Source organism: Luteimonas terricola, assembly GCF_004352845.1.
Taxonomy (GTDB): Bacteria; Pseudomonadota; Gammaproteobacteria; order Xanthomonadales; family Xanthomonadaceae; genus Luteimonas; species Luteimonas terricola.
This window is the reverse complement of sequence record NZ_SJRX01000002.1, coordinates 556,585-574,081: the sequence shown is the minus strand read 5'-3', so window position 1 is coordinate 574,081 and position 17,497 is coordinate 556,585. Positions and strand designations below refer to the sequence as shown.

General features: G+C 71.7%; 13 protein-coding genes. 5 read left to right on the top strand and 8 right to left on the bottom strand.

Annotated features, from left to right (window positions below):
* Positions 1 to 2 precede the first annotated feature (2 nt).
* The 4 genes from E2169_RS07370 to E2169_RS07355 are packed head-to-tail and all read right to left on the bottom strand — an operon-like array spanning position 3 to position 5,976.
* Positions 3 to 1,217, bottom strand: coding sequence for an MFS transporter (locus tag E2169_RS07370; RefSeq protein ID WP_132985950.1), 1,215 nt, complete (start codon positions 1,215 to 1,217; stop codon positions 3 to 5).
* A complete protein-coding gene (locus E2169_RS07365) occupies positions 1,214 to 2,623 on the bottom strand; it encodes a tetratricopeptide repeat-containing sulfotransferase family protein (RefSeq protein ID WP_165942358.1) in 1,410 nt (469 codons plus the stop codon). Before E2169_RS07365 ends, E2169_RS07370 begins: the two co-directional genes overlap by 4 nt.
* A 28-nt stretch (positions 2,624 to 2,651) precedes the next feature.
* Positions 2,652 to 5,054, bottom strand: a complete 2,403-nt coding sequence (locus E2169_RS07360) for a TonB-dependent receptor (protein ID WP_207918370.1) — start codon at positions 5,052 to 5,054, stop codon at positions 2,652 to 2,654.
* A 52-nt stretch (positions 5,055 to 5,106) separates the two neighbouring features.
* Positions 5,107 to 5,976, bottom strand: a complete 870-nt coding sequence (locus E2169_RS07355) for a carbon-nitrogen hydrolase family protein (RefSeq protein ID WP_132985948.1) — start codon at positions 5,974 to 5,976, stop codon at positions 5,107 to 5,109.
* 254 nt (positions 5,977 to 6,230) lie between these two features.
* On the opposite strand from E2169_RS07355, the gene E2169_RS07350 reads away from it, so the two are divergent.
* Positions 6,231 to 8,738 (top strand): choice-of-anchor D domain-containing protein, encoded by a 2,508-nt coding sequence (locus E2169_RS07350; protein ID WP_132985947.1) that lies wholly within the window; start codon positions 6,231 to 6,233, stop codon positions 8,736 to 8,738.
* Positions 8,739 to 8,751: 13 nt separating this feature from the next.
* Here E2169_RS07350 and E2169_RS07345 read toward each other — a convergent pair whose 3' ends face one another.
* Positions 8,752 to 10,551 carry an aminotransferase-like domain-containing protein gene (locus E2169_RS07345; protein WP_165942357.1) on the bottom strand — a complete coding sequence of 600 codons (1,800 nt, stop codon included), beginning with the start codon at positions 10,549 to 10,551 and terminating at the stop codon, positions 8,752 to 8,754.
* Positions 10,552 to 10,615: 64 nt separating this feature from the next.
* A complete protein-coding gene (gabT, locus tag E2169_RS07340) occupies positions 10,616 to 11,911 on the bottom strand; it encodes a 4-aminobutyrate--2-oxoglutarate transaminase (RefSeq protein ID WP_229659073.1) in 1,296 nt (431 codons plus the stop codon).
* A gap of 273 nt (positions 11,912 to 12,184) precedes the next feature.
* Between gabT and E2169_RS07335 the strand changes: the two genes are divergently transcribed.
* The 3 genes from E2169_RS07335 (at position 12,185) to E2169_RS07325 (ending at position 14,740) form a co-directional block, all read left to right on the top strand.
* The gene (locus E2169_RS07335; protein WP_132986021.1) at positions 12,185 to 13,096 is read left to right on the top strand and encodes an alpha/beta fold hydrolase; all 912 of its coding nucleotides are present in this window, start codon (positions 12,185 to 12,187) and stop codon (positions 13,094 to 13,096) included.
* Positions 13,093 to 13,995 carry a malonyl-ACP O-methyltransferase BioC gene (bioC, locus tag E2169_RS07330; RefSeq protein WP_132985944.1) on the top strand — a complete coding sequence of 301 codons (903 nt, stop codon included), beginning with the start codon at positions 13,093 to 13,095 and terminating at the stop codon, positions 13,993 to 13,995. Before E2169_RS07335 ends, bioC begins: the two co-directional genes overlap by 4 nt.
* A 127-nt stretch (positions 13,996 to 14,122) precedes the next feature.
* On the top strand, positions 14,123 to 14,740 hold the full coding sequence (locus E2169_RS07325) for a hypothetical protein (protein WP_132985943.1): 618 nt from the start codon (positions 14,123 to 14,125) through the stop codon (positions 14,738 to 14,740).
* A gap of 52 nt (positions 14,741 to 14,792) precedes the next feature.
* On the opposite strand, the gene E2169_RS07320 is transcribed toward E2169_RS07325, so the two are convergent.
* Together E2169_RS07320 and E2169_RS07315 are read right to left on the bottom strand one after the other, a co-directional pair.
* Positions 14,793 to 15,407 (bottom strand): YdcF family protein, encoded by a 615-nt coding sequence (locus E2169_RS07320; protein WP_132985942.1) that lies wholly within the window; start codon positions 15,405 to 15,407, stop codon positions 14,793 to 14,795.
* Positions 15,404 to 16,360: a pyridoxal-phosphate dependent enzyme gene (locus E2169_RS07315; protein WP_132985941.1), complete on the bottom strand. Its 957-nt coding sequence runs from the start codon at positions 16,358 to 16,360 to the stop codon at positions 15,404 to 15,406. Before E2169_RS07315 ends, E2169_RS07320 begins: the two co-directional genes overlap by 4 nt.
* Before the next feature lie 122 nt (positions 16,361 to 16,482).
* Here E2169_RS07315 and E2169_RS07310 point away from each other — a divergent pair, with 122 nt between their 5' ends.
* Entirely contained in the window at positions 16,483 to 17,295 is an 813-nt protein-coding gene (locus E2169_RS07310; protein ID WP_132985940.1) for a hypothetical protein, read from the top strand.
* The last annotated feature ends 202 nt before the right edge of the window (positions 17,296 to 17,497 follow it).

The following is a 17,497-nucleotide window of genomic DNA, read 5'->3' as shown; positions in this document are numbered from 1 at the left end:
GCTCATGTCCGGGGTTCCAGCCGATCGATGCGCCTTGCGGCGGCCAGCATCGCCACGCCGGACAGCGCCAGCGCCACGATCGCCGCCGCGATCAGCAGGGGAAAATCGTCGTCGTGCAGCAGCAGGCCGGCCGCCATGGGGCCGGAGGCGAGGCCGAGCTTGGACATGAAGCCGCCCAGCGTCGCCAGCCGGCCGGACAGGTCCAGCCGCGACAGCATGCCGAACAGGTACGGCACCACGAACGACCAGGTGACCGCGGTGCCGACGTTGGCGATGAAGAACACCGGCTGGCTGCCGCTCCAGAAGAATCCGGCGGTGCCGGCCAGGGTGAGCAGCATCGCCACCAGCATCGGGCGCAGGCGGCCGAAGCGGGTGCCCATGAAGATCACCAGGCCCGCGCCCGCGGCGCCGACCCACGTCGCCCAGCCCAGGGCCTGGCCGATGAAGCCGCGGCCAAGCTCGTAGTGTTCGCCGAGGCGGATGATGAAGGCCGACAGCGCCATGTTGCCGGCCTGGAACAGGAACAGCGCGAGCAGTGCCAGCACGGCCGTGTTGCGTGCGGTCGTCGACATCCGCTGCGCCACGGCGCCGTCGGTGGCCGGACGCGCGTCGGCGAGATGCGGAATCGCGAAGATCGCCACCAGCGCGCAGGCGGTCAGTGCCGCCAGCGCCAGGAACAGGATCCGCGCGCCGAACTCGGGCACCAGCGTGGGCAGGAACATCACCCCCAGCCCGCCGAGGCCGAACTGCAGCAGCAACAGCATGCCGAACGCCCGATCCGGCGAGTGCGTCCTCGCCATCACCGAATAGACCACGCCGACCGCCATGCCGCCGACCAGCCCGTGCAGCGCGCGCATCGCGGTGAGCGGGCCGGCGGCGTGGATCGCCAGCGAACCCAGGTCGAGCAGCAGCAGCAGCGACAGCAGCGCGAACAGCGTCGGCCGCCAGCGCACGCGCCGCACCAGCAGCACGGCCACGAAGCTGCCGACGCTGGCGCCGTAGATGTTGGCGGCGCCAACGGTGCCGGCCTGCGCGTTGCTGAAGCCGAGGCCGGTGATCAGGCCGTCGACGATCGCCGACATGATGTTGACGTAGAAGAAACCGGCGGTGGCCACCAGCGCCAGCAGCGCGTACAGCCAGAGCCGGTCCGGGGCCTGCGCGGCGGGGGCCTGCACCACGGCGGCGTCGAGGGCGGGTGCGTTCGCGGTGGCGGTCATGCGGCGGGAGCCTTGTGGTCGTCGAGCGAGCGGTCGTCGAACGCGTGTCCTTCGATCGGCACGCCGGCCGCTTCGAAGCGGCGCATCAGCGGTGCGAGTTCGCGTTCGTGGTTGCGCCACAGCCCGACCGAGCTGCGGTAGACCGGCTGCCGCACCTGCGCCGCGCTGGCGGTCAGCGTCGGCTGCGGATTGCGGTCGAAGGCCAGGCAGGCGTCGTCCCAGGCAAGGTCCGCGTGGGCGACCAGGCGGCGGCTCACGCCCTCGTGGTCGGCCACCAGGTCTTCGTAATCCACTTCCAGGAAGCGGTCGGCGGGCAGCACGCGCCGCCAGTGCGCCATCAGCGCGTCGTGGCCGAGCCAGTAGCGCCCGAGGTCGTCGAGGTCGTAGGAAAACGGATAGGCCATGCGGAACAGCGTCTTGTACATGGCGTAGCAGGCGTCCATCGGGTTGCGCCGCAGGTGGATGATGCGCGCCTGCGGCAAGGCCGCGGCGATCAGCCCGAGGTAGAGGACGTTGCCCGGCGTCTTGTCGATCACGCGCGCGTGGCCGCCGGCCGGCAGCGTGCCGCAGTACGCGCGGCCCAGCGCGGCGAAATCCATCCCTGCCGTGCGCCGCACCAGGTCGGCCTTGCCGCTGGCCGGCCCTGCCAGGCGCACGACCGCCTGCGCCAGGTCGGCGCTTTCACCGCGACTGGTGACCGCGTGGTGCGAGCCGAGGGTGCGGTCGACCAGGGTGGTGCCGCTGCGCGGCAGGCCGACCACGAACAGCGGCCGGGCGTCGTCGTGCCCGGCGTGCCGGCGCGCGAAGAACCCGGCGTCGAAGGTGTCGGCGATCAGCCGCATGGTGTCGAGGTCGTCCTCGACGCGGTACTGCAGCCGGCGCCGGCGTGCGTCGGCGCCGCGCTTGAGCGAGGTGAAAGAAGCGGCGTGTTCGCCCAGGTCCTCGCGCTCCTTGGCCAGTGCGTGGCACAGCGGCACGAGCGCGGGATCCGCCTCCGGCAGCCGTGCGATCCGGGCCTCGAGCGCCGCGACATGGTTGCGTGCCGGTGTCTGCCGGCGCAGCGTGGAGCGGTTGTACCAGGCGTCGCCGTCGCCGGGCGCCAGTGCGATCACCCGGTCCAGCGCCGCCTCCGCCTCGTCCAGGCGGCCCAGCGCGATCAGCGTGGTCGCGTGGTTGTAGAGGCAGGACGGGTCGTCGGGGCGCCGCGCAAGCGCGGTCGCATAGCAGCGCTCGGCCTCTTGGAACAGGCCGAGCAGGGTGTAGCGCAGACCGAGTTCCTGCAGCACATCTGGCTGTTCGCCGGCCCCGGCCGCCAGCGCGTGCATCTCCGTGATGCACGCGCCGGCATCGCCCGCACGATGGTGTGCGTCGATCCGCCGCAGCGCTTCGGCCGCGGCATCGCCCATCGCTACGTCCTGCCGGCGTTCCCCCATGTCAGAAACGGTAGCCGACCGTCACGCCCACGGTACGCGGCAGCGCGACCAGCGCCTTGGAGCCGTTGCCGAAATAGCCTTCGCCCGGCGCGGTGCCCATGTACTCCTCGGTGTAGATGCCGCTGATGCCTTCCTCGTTGGCCAGGTTCTTCACCCACAGCGTCAGGTCCCAGCTGTCGATGCTGTACGTGGCCGATGCGTTGAAGATCGGGAAGCCGTCCAGCGTGCGCTGGAACTTCGGGTTGAGGCTGAGCGCGTTCTCGGACTCCGACTGGTAATAGGCGTCGCCGCGGAGCGTCACCAGGCCGCGGCCAACCGGGATGCCGTAGCTGCCGCCGGCGTTGAAGCGGTGCTCGGACACGCCGGGCAGCGGGTCGCCCTTGTAGCCGTAGAGGTAGGCGCCGTCGACGGCGATGGCATCGGCTTCCAGCTGCGCCTTGGTATACGTGTAACCCAGGTTGTAGTTGAAGCCCTCGCCGATGCCGCCGGCCAGCTCCAGCTCCACGCCGCGGGTGCTCGCCTTCTCGGCGTTCTGCACCGCGAAGAAGCCCCACCACGTGGTCGAGCTGTTGACCTGCGGGTCCTTCCAGTCGACGTAGAACACGTTGGCGTTGTAGCTCATCCGGCCGACGCGTCCCTTGAAGCCCAGCTCGTGGTTGCGCACGGTGTCGGACCTGTAGGTGGTCCAGGCCGGATCCTCGGCGAAGTTGCCGGTGGTCGGCGTCCCGTTGGTGCCGCCGCGGCGGTAGCCCTCCGAGACCGTGGCGTAGAGCTGGCTGTGCGGCGAGAAGAACCAGGACACGTTGCCCTTGAACAGGGTGCGGGTGTCGGTTTCCTCGCCGTGCGACTGCGAGCTGTCGGCGAACGATGCCCAGTTGCTGGTGGTCTGCGCGACATCGGTCTCCGCCTCGTGGCGGAAGTGGCGGAAGCCGCCGGTGAACTGCAGGCTGTCGGTGGCGTGCCAGGTGAGCTCGCCGTACACCGCGGTCTCCTGGAAGTTCTCGGCCTGGCGGTAGTCGTAGTCGACGTCGCTGATCACCGCGTCCTCGAAGCCGGGGAAGGCGGCGTCCCACCAGCGCTTGAAGCCGCGCAGGTAGCTCACCTGGGTCGCGTAGCGATCCTGGTCCTGGTAGTAGGCACCGAGCACGTAGTCGAACCGGCCTTCGGTCTTGGAAATCAGGCGCAGCTCCTGGGTGAAGGCCTTCTCGCCGTAGCCGCGCTCGGCCGAAGCCAGCGGCCGCGGGTAGTTGTAGTAGAAGCCGAGCCAGCCGTTCTGGGCGTAGAAGCCGGTGTTCTCGCTGGTGATGTCGCCCTCGTGGTTGTAGGACGAGGTGCTGGAGGTGAGCGTGGCGAAGCCGAGGTCGACGTTGGCCTCCAGGCTTGCGAGGTTGACGTGGCGCGCCGACGGTTCGCGCTGCACCGAGCCGATTTCGAGGTCGCCATAGGGCTCGCCCCAGCCGTCGTTGCCGAGGCTGGTGCCGCGGCGGCCGCCAAAGCGGTCGGCCTGGGCCATGTAGCTGAGCGTCAGGTCGAAGGTGTCGCTGGGCTTCCACAGCAGCGAGGCGCGGCCGTAGTTCTGGCGCACGGTGTCGGCGTCGCGGGCGTTCTCGTACTCCGCCGTCGGCGCCAGGACGCCGTCCGGGGCGGTCGGGATGCCGTCGCCGTCGAGGCGGTAGACGTTGCGGTAGTCGGTGACGCCCGCGAAGTCGTTGCTGGTGACGTTCAGGCGCAGGGCCACGGTCTCGGCCACCGGGATGTTCAGGGTACCCGTGCCCGACAGGCCGATGCCGCTGGAACCGTCGACGCTCGATGCGCTGAAGCCCACGCGCGCGTCCCAGGCATCGAGTTCGGGCTGGCGCAGCAGGAAGCGCACCGCGCCGCCCAGCGCGCCGGAGCCGTACAGCGTGCCCTGCGGCCCGCGCAGCACTTCCACGCGGTCGATGTCGGAGAGCAGGAAGTTGGCGAACAGCGGGGTCTTGTCGACATAGGTGGCCACCGTCGACATCGCCGAGACCGCGTAGTCACCCAGCGCAGAGCTGTCGACGTTGAGGCCGCGGATGCGGATGCCGCTGACCACGCTGGAGTTGCGCGCGCCGCGGTCCACCACGCCCACGCCGGCGACGCCGCGCATCAGCTCGGCGGTATCGAGGATGTTCTGCTGCTCGATCGCCTCGCCGGAGACCACGCTGATGTTGTACGGCACCGCGATGATGTCCTGCTCGCGGCCCTGCGCGGTCACCACGATGGTGTCGAGTTCGGTCGGCTGGCTGGCCGGCGCGTCGGTGGACGCGGCCTCCTGCGCGAATGCCGGTGCTGCCAGCAGTCCGGCCATGATCGCGACGGCGAGCGGCGAACAGCGGGGGCGATGGTGGTGCGGAGTCTTGCGTGCGTTCGGTGCGTTCATGTTCTCGGCCTCCCCAGGCAAAAAATCGAAATGTGGCGGATGTGTCGCGGACTTATCCGGCGCCGGGCAGCCGCAGCGGCCCGAGCGCATCCAGTGCGGTCGAGGGCGCCGGCGCGGCGTTGTAGGCGGGAAACGTGACGGTGCTGTCGCGGAAGCTCTTCAGCGGCTGCCCGAGGCCTTGCCAGCCGCGCTCGCGGCAGCGGCGCACGTGGGCGAAGTCGACTTCGAACGCGATCACTTCGCGGCCGCTGCCGGCCTGGTGGATCACCTCGCCGCCGGGCCCGCAGACCAGCGAGCGGCCGACGCCGAGCGCGCCGGCGACGTTGATGTCGACGAAGTAGCACTGGTTGGTGGTGGCGCTGGCGCGGGCGATCGCGAGTTCCGCCTCGCGGTCGATGGTGTTGGTCAGCGTCGGGTGCAGGATCACTTCCGCGCCCATGGCCGCCAGCGAGCGCGTGGTTTCCGGGAACCACATGTCGTAGCAGATCGACACGCCGAAACGGCCCGCGCCGGGCACGTCGAACACCACGAACTCGCTGCCCGGCGCCACGTCGCGCTCGTAGGGCAGGAACGGGAACATCTTGCGGTAGCGGGCGACGATGTTGCCTTCGGGATCGATCACCGGCGTGGTGTTGTAGACCCTGTCGCCGTCGCGCTCGTACAGCGAGCCGGGGACCAGCCACAGGCCGCTGTCGCGGGCGATGTTGCGCAGGGCTTCTTCGGCGTCGCCGGGCAGGCACTGCGCGTGGCTGGTGTTGGCGCCAAAGCAGCCCAGTTCGCCCAGCAGCACCATCTTCACCCAGGGGAAGCGCCTGGCGACCTGGGACACCTCTGTCGCGATCCGCGCCAGGTTGTCGCCCGGCGCGAGGTCCAGCTGGAGGCCGGCGATCCCGAACCCGGCAGGAGTGTTGCTGTTGACCAAGGCGTGATCCTGTTCGATGTGCACGAGGCCGACGGTAGGGGCAGCGGCGCGAGCCGATTAGTGCCAGTCGGCAGGCCTGGATGGTGCCAGTGCGTGTGCACCTCGCGGCTGGCTCTGCGGCGCCGTGGGGTGGCCAGGGTCGCGGCCCGGTCCGGTTCTGGCCCCATCGAAGGCCCCGGATTGGCGCTATCGCCGACCGGCGTGCATGGCGCAGCGTGCGGTGATCGCCTTTCCAGGCCAAGAGGTGCGTCGGCATGAAGCTGCCTGTTTTCGTGGGTTCGATCGTGGTGTCGCTGGCGTTGGGGTTGGCGCTGTCCGCCACGGCGCGTGCGAGCACCGTGTTCTCCGTCGACTTCGCGGGCGGCATCGCCGGCTGGACCACCAGCGGCAGCGTCGACGCCCACCAGGGCACGCTGCGGCTGCGCGGTCCGGCCAGCGCGACCCGCGCGGTTTCCACCGCCGGCTACAGCGCGGTGGTGGCGGAGTTCACGATGTCGGCCGGTTCACTCGAAAACAACGACTTCTGCTACGCCGAGGTCTCCACCGACGGCGGCGGCAGCTGGACCGCGGTGCTGACCCTGGGCAACGGCCAGGACAACGGCACCCCGCACACTGCGGGCGCCTCGCCCGCCGGCATCGACAACAACGCGCAGGTGCTGCTGCGCCTCCGCGGCAGCGGCGCCACCACCGGCGACTACTGCTACGGGCACTCGGTCGTGGTCAGCGGCACCGGTGGCGCGGCCACCGGGCCGGACATCGTGGTGCCGGCGAGCCTGGGCTTCGGCAGCGTCGCGGTCGGCGGGAGTGGCAGCCTGGTGGCGACCGTCGCCAACGCCGGCACTGCGCCGCTGGTGGTCTCGCAGGTCGCCGCGCCCGCCGCGCCCTTCAGCATCACCGGACACGACTGCGGCACCGTGGCGCCAGGCGCGAGCTGCCAGGTCCAGCTGCGCTTCGCACCGACGGCTGCCGGCGGCTTCTCGGGCACGCTGGCCATCGCTTCGAACGACCCCGATCAGGCCCAGGTCGGCATCGCGCTGTCCGGCACCGGCATCACGGAGCCCGACGGCGGCGATGATTTCGATCCGCTGCCCGGCAACGGCAACGTGGTCCGCAGCCAGCTCGGCTTCGCCACGTTGATGGACGGCGCCGACCCCGGCGCGCTGCTCGATTACATCCATTACGCGCTGCCCGCGGGCGCGGCGACGCCGGGCAATACCTTCGCGGGTCGGCTCACGCTGTCAGGCGAGGCCACCGGCGGCGGTTTTGCCGAACATGTGGACAGCTTCCGTTATACCGGCAGCCAGGACAGTCCGCTCAAGCATCTGCCGGAATTCGACTTCGAGCTGGTGCAGACCGGCAGCCACATCGTCCCGGTGCGGCGCGACTCGGTGCCCGGCAGCCATCCCCACTGGGAATACGTGCTGTCCCCGGGGCGGGCGTGGGACGAGGCCGGCGACAACGGTTACAGCCGCGTGGCACTTCCTTTCGCGCTGCAGCAGAAAAACGCCAACTGCATGCACAACGGCGTGCTCACGTTCCTGTTCCGGGATGACGGCGCGGTATCGAACGTGGCCTACCAGATCGCCTCGGAGACCTGCCTGTACTTCAAGGTCGACATGTGGGGGCTGCTGGCCGGCGACTACACGCCGGCCGCGGTTGCCGGCGCGGCCAGCGTGGTCGCCGACCACCAGGCCGAAGTCGCCGGCCGCATGCCGGTCCGGCCGCTGTCCGCGCTGGCCCAGGACTACCCGGGCACCGATCCGGCGAAGTTCGCCGCGCCCAACGGCAAGGACCCGCAGCACGTGTCGCTGGTCGGCTTCGTCATCGACGGCATCCACTACAGCGGCGGCTGCACCACCCGGCGCGGCGCGTATCCCTACTGCGAGTCGCTGGTCGTGCCGTCGTACTCGGCCGCCAAGAGCGTGTTCGCGGGGCTGGCGATGATGCGCCTGGAGGCCAGCCATCCGGGGACCTTCGACCAGGTCATCGGCCACCACGTCCCGGCCTGCGCCGCGAACGGCAACTGGAACGACGTGACGTTCGGCAACGCGCTCGACATGACCACCGGCAACTACGCCCTTGCGGGCTACATGAGCGACGAGGGCGCGACCCACACCAACGGCCTGTTCCTCGCCGAGACCCACGCGGCGAAGATCGACTACAGCTGCAGCAACTACAGCCGCAAGGCGGCGCCGGGCAGCCGCTGGGTCTACCACAGCTCCGACACCTACATCCTCGGCACCGCGATGAACGCACGCCTGAAGGCGCTGGAAGGCGCGGGCGCCGACATCTACGCGGACACCATGCTCGGTGACGTGCTGCTGCCGCTGGGCGTGAGCCGCACCGCCGATTTCACCCGCCGTACCTACGATTCCGCGATCCAGCCCTTCACCGGTTGGGGACTGATGTGGACGCGCAACGACGTGGCCAGGATCGCCGACTTCCTCGCCACCGGCAGCCAGTCGCAGACCGTCCTGCACCAGGGCCAGCTCGATGCCGCCCTGCAGCGCGACCCCAGCGATCGCGGCCTGGCCCCGCTCGCCGGCTATCGCTACAACAACGGCTTCTGGGCGCATGACGTGGGCGGCCGGATGGCCGGCTGCAGCGGTGAGCTGTGGATCCCGATGATGTCCGGCTACGGCGGTATCACCGTGCTGATCCTGCCCAATCGCAGCGCCTACTACTACTTCTCCGACGACGACACCTACCTGTGGATGGACGCGGCCGTGGCCGCGCACGGCATCCGCAGCCTGTGCCAGTGACGCCGGAAGCGGTCTACCGGCCGCGACGCGTGGAGGGCCAGCGCGTCAGCACCGCGGTATCGGCGAGGAACCCGTCCTCGCCGAAGAAGCGCACCTGGTCGCCGTCGACCACCACCGAGTAGCCGGTCGCCTCGCCGTAGGCCCACTGCCGCCACTGCCGGTACCAGCGATCGTCTTCGATCCACCAGTGGCCGCGGTCGCAGTCCTCGCCGGCATAGCCGGCGGTGCCGGCCAGGTCGCCATCGGCGTTGATCTCCAGCGTGCACGGCGCGCCATACACGGTGCTGTAGAGCAGGGACGCGCCTGCCATCGCCCGGCGCAGCGCCTTGCCGCGCAGCGGCGCGGTGGGCTCGTCCTCCATCCGGCGCGAGGACGGCGACAGGTCGCCGCGCACCAGCCGCGCGAGGTGGCGCACGCCCTCGCGGATGCGCGCGGCGGAAATGCCGGTCACGCCCATGCACAGCGCTTCGCGGCCGTCGCGGTGGCAGCCGGGTTCGACCAGCACGCCGATCTCGGCCGCCTGGCGCGCCAGTTCGCGCGCGTCCATGCCGGCCGGCACGCTGACCCAGTAGGCGCTGGCGCCGGGCGCGGTCTCGATGCTGACCCGTTCGTGCAGGTAATGATTCAGCGCGTCGCGCAGCGCGGTGCGGCGCTCGGCCAGCACGCGTCCGGCACGCACCAGCGCGGACGAGTAGTGGCCCAGCCCGATGAAGTACGCCCAGGCGCGCTGCACCAGGCGCGGCGGCGTGGTGCCCTGCCGGGCGCGCAGCTCGCGCGCACGTTCGATCAGCGCCGCCGGCGCGACCAGCATGCCCGGCGGCTCGCCGTAGGACACCGCCGGGGCCAGCCCGCCGGCGTAGACCACGCGGCCGTCCTGGTCGAAGGCGCGCAGCGCGGAGGCGATGCGACCGGTGTCCTGCACGCCGGACGGCACGTCGTGTTCGATCAATACCCCGTCCGCCGCGGCGACGCGGGCCAGCAGCCGCCCGGGGTCGTTCGAGCCGGAGGCAAACCCGTGCCGCCGGCTGGTCACCACCACGGCGCCCGGTGGCAGCGGACCGTGCGAGTCCGGGTCGAGCATCGACACATCCGCATGGCGCGCGCGCAGCCGGCGCTCGAACGCGGGGTCGGCCGGGCGCTCCAGGACCACCGGCGTGCCGCGCCGGACCAGGAGCTCCCCGGCGATCTGCAGCGCATGCGTGCTCGACAGGGTCACCAGCACCTCGTCGGCGCCGGCCTGGATGCCGCGCATCGGCAGGATCTTGCCGCGGATCTCCTCCACCAGCATGGGGTCGTCGTTGTCGCCGCCTTCCTGGTGCCACTGCTGCACCTCGTGGCGGGAACCGGCCAGCCGGATGGCCTCGCCCCACTCCGCCGCAGGGGTCAGTTCGGCGTCGACGCGACCGTCGATGAACGGGAACGGGTAGCGGTGCCAGTGCTGCGGACAGCGGAAGCCGGTGTCCTCGGGCTCCGGCGACAGTCGCGCGGCCAGTGGTGATGCGGGATCGCGCCGCCGCCGCCCGGCGCCGATCCGCGTGCCGGCCACCTCCGCGCCCACGTACACGCCGCTGCGTGAGCGGCTGGAGAGGTAGCCATCCGCCAGCAAACCGTCGTAGGCCAGGCTGACCGTGTTTCGCGACACGCCAAGGCGTTCGGCGAGCTGGCGCGAGGACGGCAGGCGTTGCCCCGGGCGCAGCACGGCGCGGTGCATGGCATCGACGATCTGCTGCCGCAGCTGATGCTGCAGGCTCAGCGGCGCGGCCGGGTCGAGGGCGAGGTTGAGCTGGTCCAGCGCGCGTGGTCCGGGTTTCATCGGCGGCATCGAAGGCGCGGCACCGCCGCATGGTAGCCGCAGGACATCGATGCCGGCCCGCGCGTCAGGCCGCGCCGTGCTGCGGGGGTGCCAGCGCCTGTTCCAGCAGCGCCATGCCCTCGTCGAACACGGCGTCGGAAATCGTCAGCGGGTACAGCAGGCGGATCGACTCGCCCTGGCCGCCGCAGCCCAGCAGCACCAGGCCCAGCGCATGCGCGCGCTGCAATACCGCGCGGGTCGCGGCCGGGTCGGGCGCGGCCTCGCCGCGGCGCGCCAGCAGGTCGAAGGCGAGCATCGAGCCCAGGCCGCGGAGGTTGCCGACGGGCCGCAGGTCGTCGCGCTGTGCGAAGGCCGACAGGCGCGCCTCGACCCGCTTGCCCAGGACCTGCGCGCGCTCGAGCAGCGCCTCTTCCTCGATGACGTCCAGCACCGCGAGCGCGGCGGCGCAGGCGATCGGCGAGCCGGCATAGGTGCCGCCCAGCCCGCCGGGCTCGGCCGCGTCCATCAGCGCCGCGCGGCCGATCACGCCCGACAGCGGGAAGCCGCCGGCGAGCGACTTGGCCACGACCATCAGGTCGGGGCGGACGCCGCTGTGTTCGATGCCGAACATGCGCCCGGTGCGGCCGAAGCCGGTCTGCACTTCGTCGGCGACCAGGACGATGCCGTGTTCGTCGGCGATCCGGCGCAGCGCCTGCATCAGCCCGGTCGGCGCGGGCAGGAAACCGCCCTCGCCCTGCACCGGCTCGATGACGATCGCCGCCACGTCCTCGGGCGACACGTCGGTGCGGAACAGGTTCTCCAGGGCCTCCAGGCTCTCCTCCACCGTGCCGGCGCGGTGCGCGGCCGGGAACGGGACGTGGTGGACGTCGCCCGGCAGGGGGCCGAAGCCGCGCTTGTAGGGCACGGTCTTGCCGGTCATCGCCATCGCCATGAAGCTGCGGCCGTGGAAGCCGCCGGAGAAGGCGATCACCGCGCGGCGGCCGGTCGCGGCGCGGGCGATCTTGACCGCGTTTTCCACCGCCTCGGCGCCGGTGGAGAACAGGATGGTCTTGGCCGGGCCGTCGATTGGCGCCAGCGCGTTCAGGCGTTCGGCCAGCGCCACGTAGGGCTCGTAGGCCATGACCTGGAAGGCGGTATGGGTGTAGCGGTCCAGCTGGTCGCGCACCGCCGCCATCACTTTCGGATGGCGGTGGCCGACGTTGAGCACCGCGATGCCGCCTGCGAAATCGACGAAGCGCGTGCCATCGGTGTCCCAGATCTCGGCGTTCTCGGCGCGGTCGGCGAAGTTGGGCATGGCGGTGGCCACGCCGCGGGGAATGGCGGCTGCGCGGCGCTGCAGCAGCGTCTGGCGATCGGTCACGGTCTGGACTCCTTGGCTTTGGGGCCAGATTGCGAGGGGCGCCGGGGCGATCATAGGGCCAGTATGATCCGGTTGATGGGTCCAGGGCTGCGGCCGGTCGATCACCGGGTCGATTCCGCCGTCAACCGCTGCCGGCTGCGCGCGGTTGACAGTGCGCGGCGCGGTTTCCAGACTTCCCTGTTCCCCGCATCGCTCCCGGATATCCGCCATGCCATCTGCCACCCCGGCCTCCCGGCCGCGCCACGAGACAGCGGCGGCCGGGTGAGCACCGACCTGCACATCGAGGTCCGCGGCGCCGGCGCGCCGCTGGTGCTGCTGCACGGCTGGGCGATGCACGGCGGCGTGTTCGCGCCGCTGGCGGAGCGGCTGGCCGGCCGTTTCGAACTGCACCTGGTCGACCTGCCGGGCCACGGCCGCAGCCGCGACAGCGCAGTGGCGCTGGAGCCCGACGCCGTGGTCGAAGCGGTTGCCGCACAGGTACCGGTGGCACCCTGGCTGGGGTGGTCGCTGGGCGGCATGTTCGCGCTGCGCGCCGCGGCCATGCGGCCGGCGCAGGTGCCGGCACTGGTGATGATGTGCTCGGCGCCGCGGTTCGTCCGCGAATCCTCCATTGCAGGAGCAGCTCTTGCTGCGACCCCGGTCCCCATCGCGGCTGTAGCCGCTCCCACGGCCGCCGACTCCACAGCCGCCGCGGTTACAGCGGCGACGACGGGTGACGACGCGCGCTACGGCATGTCGCCGGAGATCTTCGCCGGCTTCGCCCGCGGCCTGCGCGAGGACTACCACGGCACGCTGGAGCGCTTCATCGCGCTCGAGGCCTTCGGCTCCGACGACGCCCGAGGCGAGCTCCGGGCGCTGCGCAACGAGGTGTTCGCGCGCGGCGAGCCGCCGGCGGAGGCGCTGGCACAGGGCCTGGACCTGCTGCAGTCGGTCGACCAGCGGCCGCTGCTGCCGGCGCTGGAAGTGCCCAGCCTGTGGATCGCCGGCCGCCGCGACCGCGTGGTCGATCCGCGCGCGATGCGCGCCGCCGCCGCGCACGCGCGCGATGCCGGTTTCGTCCAGATCGAGCACGGTGGCCACGCGCCGTTCCTCACCCACGCCGACGAGGTGGCCGATGCGGTCGCCGGCTTCCTCCTGAAGACGCATGCCGGCACGCATGCCGACATGCCGGCAGGAACGGCATGAGCGGCACGGGCGAAATCTTCGACCGCCGCCAGGTCCGCCGCGCCTTCTCGCGCGCGGCCGGCAGCTATTCCGCCGCCGCCGACCTGCAGCGCGAGGTCGAGTCGCGCCTGTTCGAATCCCTGGAATACCTCGGTGAACAGGTGCCCGCCGACATCGTCGACCTCGGCAGCGGCCCCGGCACCGCGGCGGTGGAGCTGCGTCGGCGCTGGCCGAAGGCGCGCGTGGTCGCGATCGACCTTGCCCTGCCGATGCTGCGCCAGGTCGCGCCAAAGCGCGGCTGGAACCCGTTGCAGCGCCCGATCGACCGCGTCTGCGCCGACGTCCGCGCGCTGCCGCTGGCCGACGACAGCGTCGATCTCATTTTCAGCAACCTGTGCGTGCAGTGGGTCGACGATCTCGACGCGATGCTCGCCGGCTTCCGGCGTGTGCTGCGGCCCGGCGGCCTGTTGCTGTGTTCGACCTTCGGCCCCGACACGCTGCACGAGCTGCGCGCCGCCTTTTCCGCCGCCGACGACCGGGCGCATGTCTCGCCCTTCGGCGGCATCGCCGGGTTCGGTGATGCGCTGATGCGAGCCGGCTTCCGCGATCCGGTACTCGACCGCGAGGTCGACGTCCATGGCCACGCCGACATGGCCGGGCTGATGCGCGGCCTGCGCCAGCTCGGTGCCACCAATGCGCTGTCCGCGCGCCGTCGCGCGCTCACCGGGCGCGGCCGCTTCGCCGCCGCCCAGGCCGCGTACGAGCCGTGGCGCGGCGACGACGGCCTGCTGCCGGCAACCTGGGAAACCATCACCGCCCTGGCCTGGGCACCGGCCCACGGACAGCCGATCCGCGAAGGCGGCGAGGACGTGGCGCGTTTCCCGGCAGCGGGCATTCCGGTACGGCGGCGCAGGGGCTGACGCGCGCCGGCGCGGAGGCCGGAACCGGGCCGCTGCCGGGCAGGAACGCCGTCCTGCCGGATCGCACCGCCGCCGCAACGGGGCAGCGGTTCATCATGCGGCGCACGTGGCTGCCTACACTCGCGGCATGTCGAATCCGAACCTCCCGGTCCTGTCCGTTGCCTGCGCGCTCATTCTCTGCGCCGCACCGGCGCTGTCCGCATCCGCGCAGCGCTACGAGATCGACCTCTCGCAGTTCGATCCCGCCACGGTGCTTTCGCTGGGCGACGAAGTCCTCCTGCGCGCCCCGGATCCGGCCATCGACCGCCTGTTCAAGGCCGTGCACGCCAGCGCGCGCTCGGACACGGAGTCCGCGGCCCTGTGCGCGCTCTTCGAACCCGACGCCGCGCGTGACGTCGCCGCCTTCCAGCGCGCGGTCGATCGCCTGGGCGACGCCAGCCGCGAACGCTTCGCGCTGGCCTTCACCGACATCGCCGTGGCCGGCCTGCAGGGCCAGCCGCAGCACTACGACCCGGCACATGCGCGCCAGGTGCTGAAGTCGGCGGCGGTGAGCGCCACTTTCCTGCACGATGGCTTCATGCTCGGTCTCGCATCCGAAGGCGCGGACGAGGCCAGCCGCCAGGCGCGTTGCCGCTCCTTCCGCTGGCTGGTGGGCGTACTCGACGGCCTGCCGCAGCCCGACCGTGCCGCGGCCACGCGCTGGCTGCTGCGCGAAGGCCTGACCCTGGTGGGCAGCGAGGGCTGACCGCTCCGCCCCGGCGACCGCCGGGATCGACGCGGCGTGCGGCGCGACCACCTCAGTCCGGCGTCACCACCAGGTCGCGATGGAAGAAATACACCTCGCGCGCGAGGAATCGCCACTGCGTCCGGAAGCTGCGGAAGCGCGAGCTCGGCGTCGGCGAGCCGATGGCGTCGATGCCCAGCTGGCGGCACAGCCGCAGTGCCCGCGCCATGTGCAGGGGGTCGCTGACCACGATCACCCGCTGCAGGTTGTGGTCGGACAGCACATCGCGGGCGCGCAGCAGGTTCTGGTGGGTCGTGCGCGACAGGGTCTCGATCAGGATCGCCTCGTTGGGCACGCCTTCGCGCAAAGCGAAGCTCCGCGCCACCTGCGACTCGGAGAATCGCGCACCGTCGCCATAGCCGCCGGTGAACACCAGGGTCGGCGCGTAGCCGTGCTCGTACAGGTCGATGCCGTGGCGGATGCGCTCGGTGAACACCGGCGAGGGCCGGGTGTCGTAGGCCGCCGCGCCCAGCACCACGATCGCGTCCGCCGGCCCGGCCTGGTCGCGGTTGCCGACGTGCACGATCCACGCCGCGACGCCCAGCAGCCAGGCCGCCACCAGCAGCACCAGCCACAACAGCCAGCGCAACCGGCGCCGCGGCCGCGCGTGGCGTCGCCGCCGCCTCATGCGGCCCACGGCAAGGCGTCGAGGTCGACGTTGCCGCCCGACAGCACCAGGCCCACGCGCTGTCCGGCAAAGCGTTCGCGGTTGCCGAGCACGGCGGCCAGGACGATGGCCGAGGAGGGTTCGACCACCTGCTTCATCCGCTGCCAGAGCAGGCGCATCGCGGCCACGGTGTCGGCGTCGTCCACCACCAGGACCTCGGCGCCATGGGCGCGCAGGATGTCGAAGCCGGGCTGGCCGAGGGTTCCCCGGAGGCCATCGCAGAGCGTATCGGGGGTGAAATCCGTGACCCGCTCGCCGCGCGCCAGCGAATCCCGGGTCTCGGCCGCGCCGGCCGGCTCGGCCAGGTACAGGCGGCAATCCGGCGCGCAGGCGGCCAGCGCCAGCGCCGTGCCCGCGGCCAGGCCGCCGCCGCCCACCGGCACCACCAGCGCATCCAGTGGACCTGCCGCGGCCAACAGCTCGAGCGCCGCGGTGCCCTGGCCCGCGATCACCGCCGGGTCGGCATACGGGTGGACGAGGTTCCCCCCGGTGGCTGCGAGTACCTCCGCACAGGCGGCCTCGCGCGCCGTGATCCCGGGAGCGCAGCGGTGCATGACGGCGCCATGGCTGGCGATCGCGGCCAGCTTGGCCCGCACCGTGCCGGCCGGGAGCACGACGTGGCAGGCCATGTCGCGGGTGCGCGCGGCCAGCGCCAGCGCCGCGCCGTGGTTGCCCGAGGAGTGCGTGACCACGCCGCGCGCGGCCTCGGCGTCCGACAGCCGCCAGACGGCGTTGCAGGCGCCGCGGAACTTGAATGCGCCCGTGCGCTGCAGGTGCTCGCCCTTGAAGGCCAGCGTGCAGCCCGCGATGGCGTCGAGGCCGCCCGAGCGCAGCACCGGGGTGACATGGGCATGCGGCGCGATCCGGGCCGCGGCGGCCAGGATGTCGTCGAAATTGGCCACGGCGGCGGACATGGCCCCAGACTAACGGAGTTGCGGGTAGGGTTCAGCAGCGGGGACCGCGTTTCGAAGGGGTTAAGCCCCAATTCAATGGCCATGGCCGACTCTGGGGCGGCACCCACACAGGGGGACGCGACATGCGCAAGATCCTCATCGTCCTCGCCGCCTCCCTTTTCCTGGCAGGCTGCGCGACGGGCTACGGCTACAGCAGCCACGACCGCCAAGGCTACGGCGACTACTACTACGGCAACGCCTCGTCCCATGGGGCCTATGGCGATTACTACTATTCGCCCTACGGCTACTCGCCCTACGGCTATGGTGGCTACGGCTACGGCTACGGCTACGGCTACGGCCGCTATGGCGGGCCTGGTTACTACCGTGGGCTCGGGTACGGCGGCGGCGGATACTACGGCCGTCCGTGGTACGGCGGCTCCTACTGGTACGGCCGGCCCGGGTATGGGCACCGTCCGCCGCATCGTCCGCGCCCGCCGCGCCCGCCGCGCGACGATCATGATCGGCCCGACGTCACGCAGCCACCGATGAGCAGGCCCTTGCCTCCGAACCGGATGCGCTCGCAGGACGACATCCAGCGGCTCCGCGGCGCGGCGCCGCCGCGCGGCGGCAATGCACCGGCCGGTCGGATGCCCACGCCGCGGACCGCCCCGCCCGACAATCGTCTGCGGACGATCAGTCCGCGCGTTGGCGACGATGGTGCCCGCGTGTCGGCACCCGATCGCCGGACGCGGCCGCGGCTGTCGACGCCAGCGCCCGCGATGCGTACGCCGGCGCGGGTAGCTCCGGCGCGTCCGGCTCCGTCCCGGACTGTCCCTGTAACGCAGCCGCGTGCATCGGCTCCGGCACCGCGCGCCGCCCCGAGGCCGCGGGCTGCGCCGGCACCCAGGGCAAGCCGCTCCTCGCCGGCGTCCCGCGCGCAAACCCAGGAAGACTAGTTGGCGGAACCGTGTCTCGTTATGTGCGCCCTGGTGCTTGCACCGGGCGCGCAGTCGTCGCAAGCTTAGGACCGACTGACCGGTTGCGTCGCTTTCCGACGTAAACCGGGGTGACCAATGTCGACACCCGGCGGGGGAGCCCGGATCCCCCCTGTTCCGCTCCCGCCGGGGGTCGGCGCCATATCCCGCTTCGCAGGGCCCA

Bases quoted from the DNA above. Each gene is read 5' to 3' on its own strand.
- E2169_RS07365 (WP_165942358.1), bottom strand. From the start codon at position 2,623: ATGGGCGATGCCGCGGCCGAAGCGCTGCGGCGGATCGACGCACACCAT.
- E2169_RS07360 (WP_207918370.1), bottom strand. From the start codon at position 5,054: ATGAACGCACCGAACGCACGCAAGACTCCGCACCACCATCGCCCCCGC.
- E2169_RS07320 (WP_132985942.1), bottom strand. From the start codon at position 15,407: ATGAGGCGGCGGCGACGCCACGCGCGGCCGCGGCGCCGGTTGCGCTGG.
- E2169_RS07325 (WP_132985943.1), top strand. From the start codon at position 14,123: ATGTCGAATCCGAACCTCCCGGTCCTGTCCGTTGCCTGCGCGCTCATT.
- bioC (WP_132985944.1), top strand. From the start codon at position 13,093: ATGAGCGGCACGGGCGAAATCTTCGACCGCCGCCAGGTCCGCCGCGCC.
- E2169_RS07315 (WP_132985941.1), bottom strand. From the start codon at position 16,360: ATGTCCGCCGCCGTGGCCAATTTCGACGACATCCTGGCCGCCGCGGCC.
- E2169_RS07345 (WP_165942357.1), bottom strand. From the start codon at position 10,551: ATGAAACCCGGACCACGCGCGCTGGACCAGCTCAACCTCGCCCTCGAC.
- E2169_RS07370 (WP_132985950.1), bottom strand. From the start codon at position 1,217: ATGACCGCCACCGCGAACGCACCCGCCCTCGACGCCGCCGTGGTGCAG.
- E2169_RS07350 (WP_132985947.1), top strand. From the start codon at position 6,231: ATGAAGCTGCCTGTTTTCGTGGGTTCGATCGTGGTGTCGCTGGCGTTG.
- E2169_RS07310 (WP_132985940.1), top strand. From the start codon at position 16,483: ATGCGCAAGATCCTCATCGTCCTCGCCGCCTCCCTTTTCCTGGCAGGC.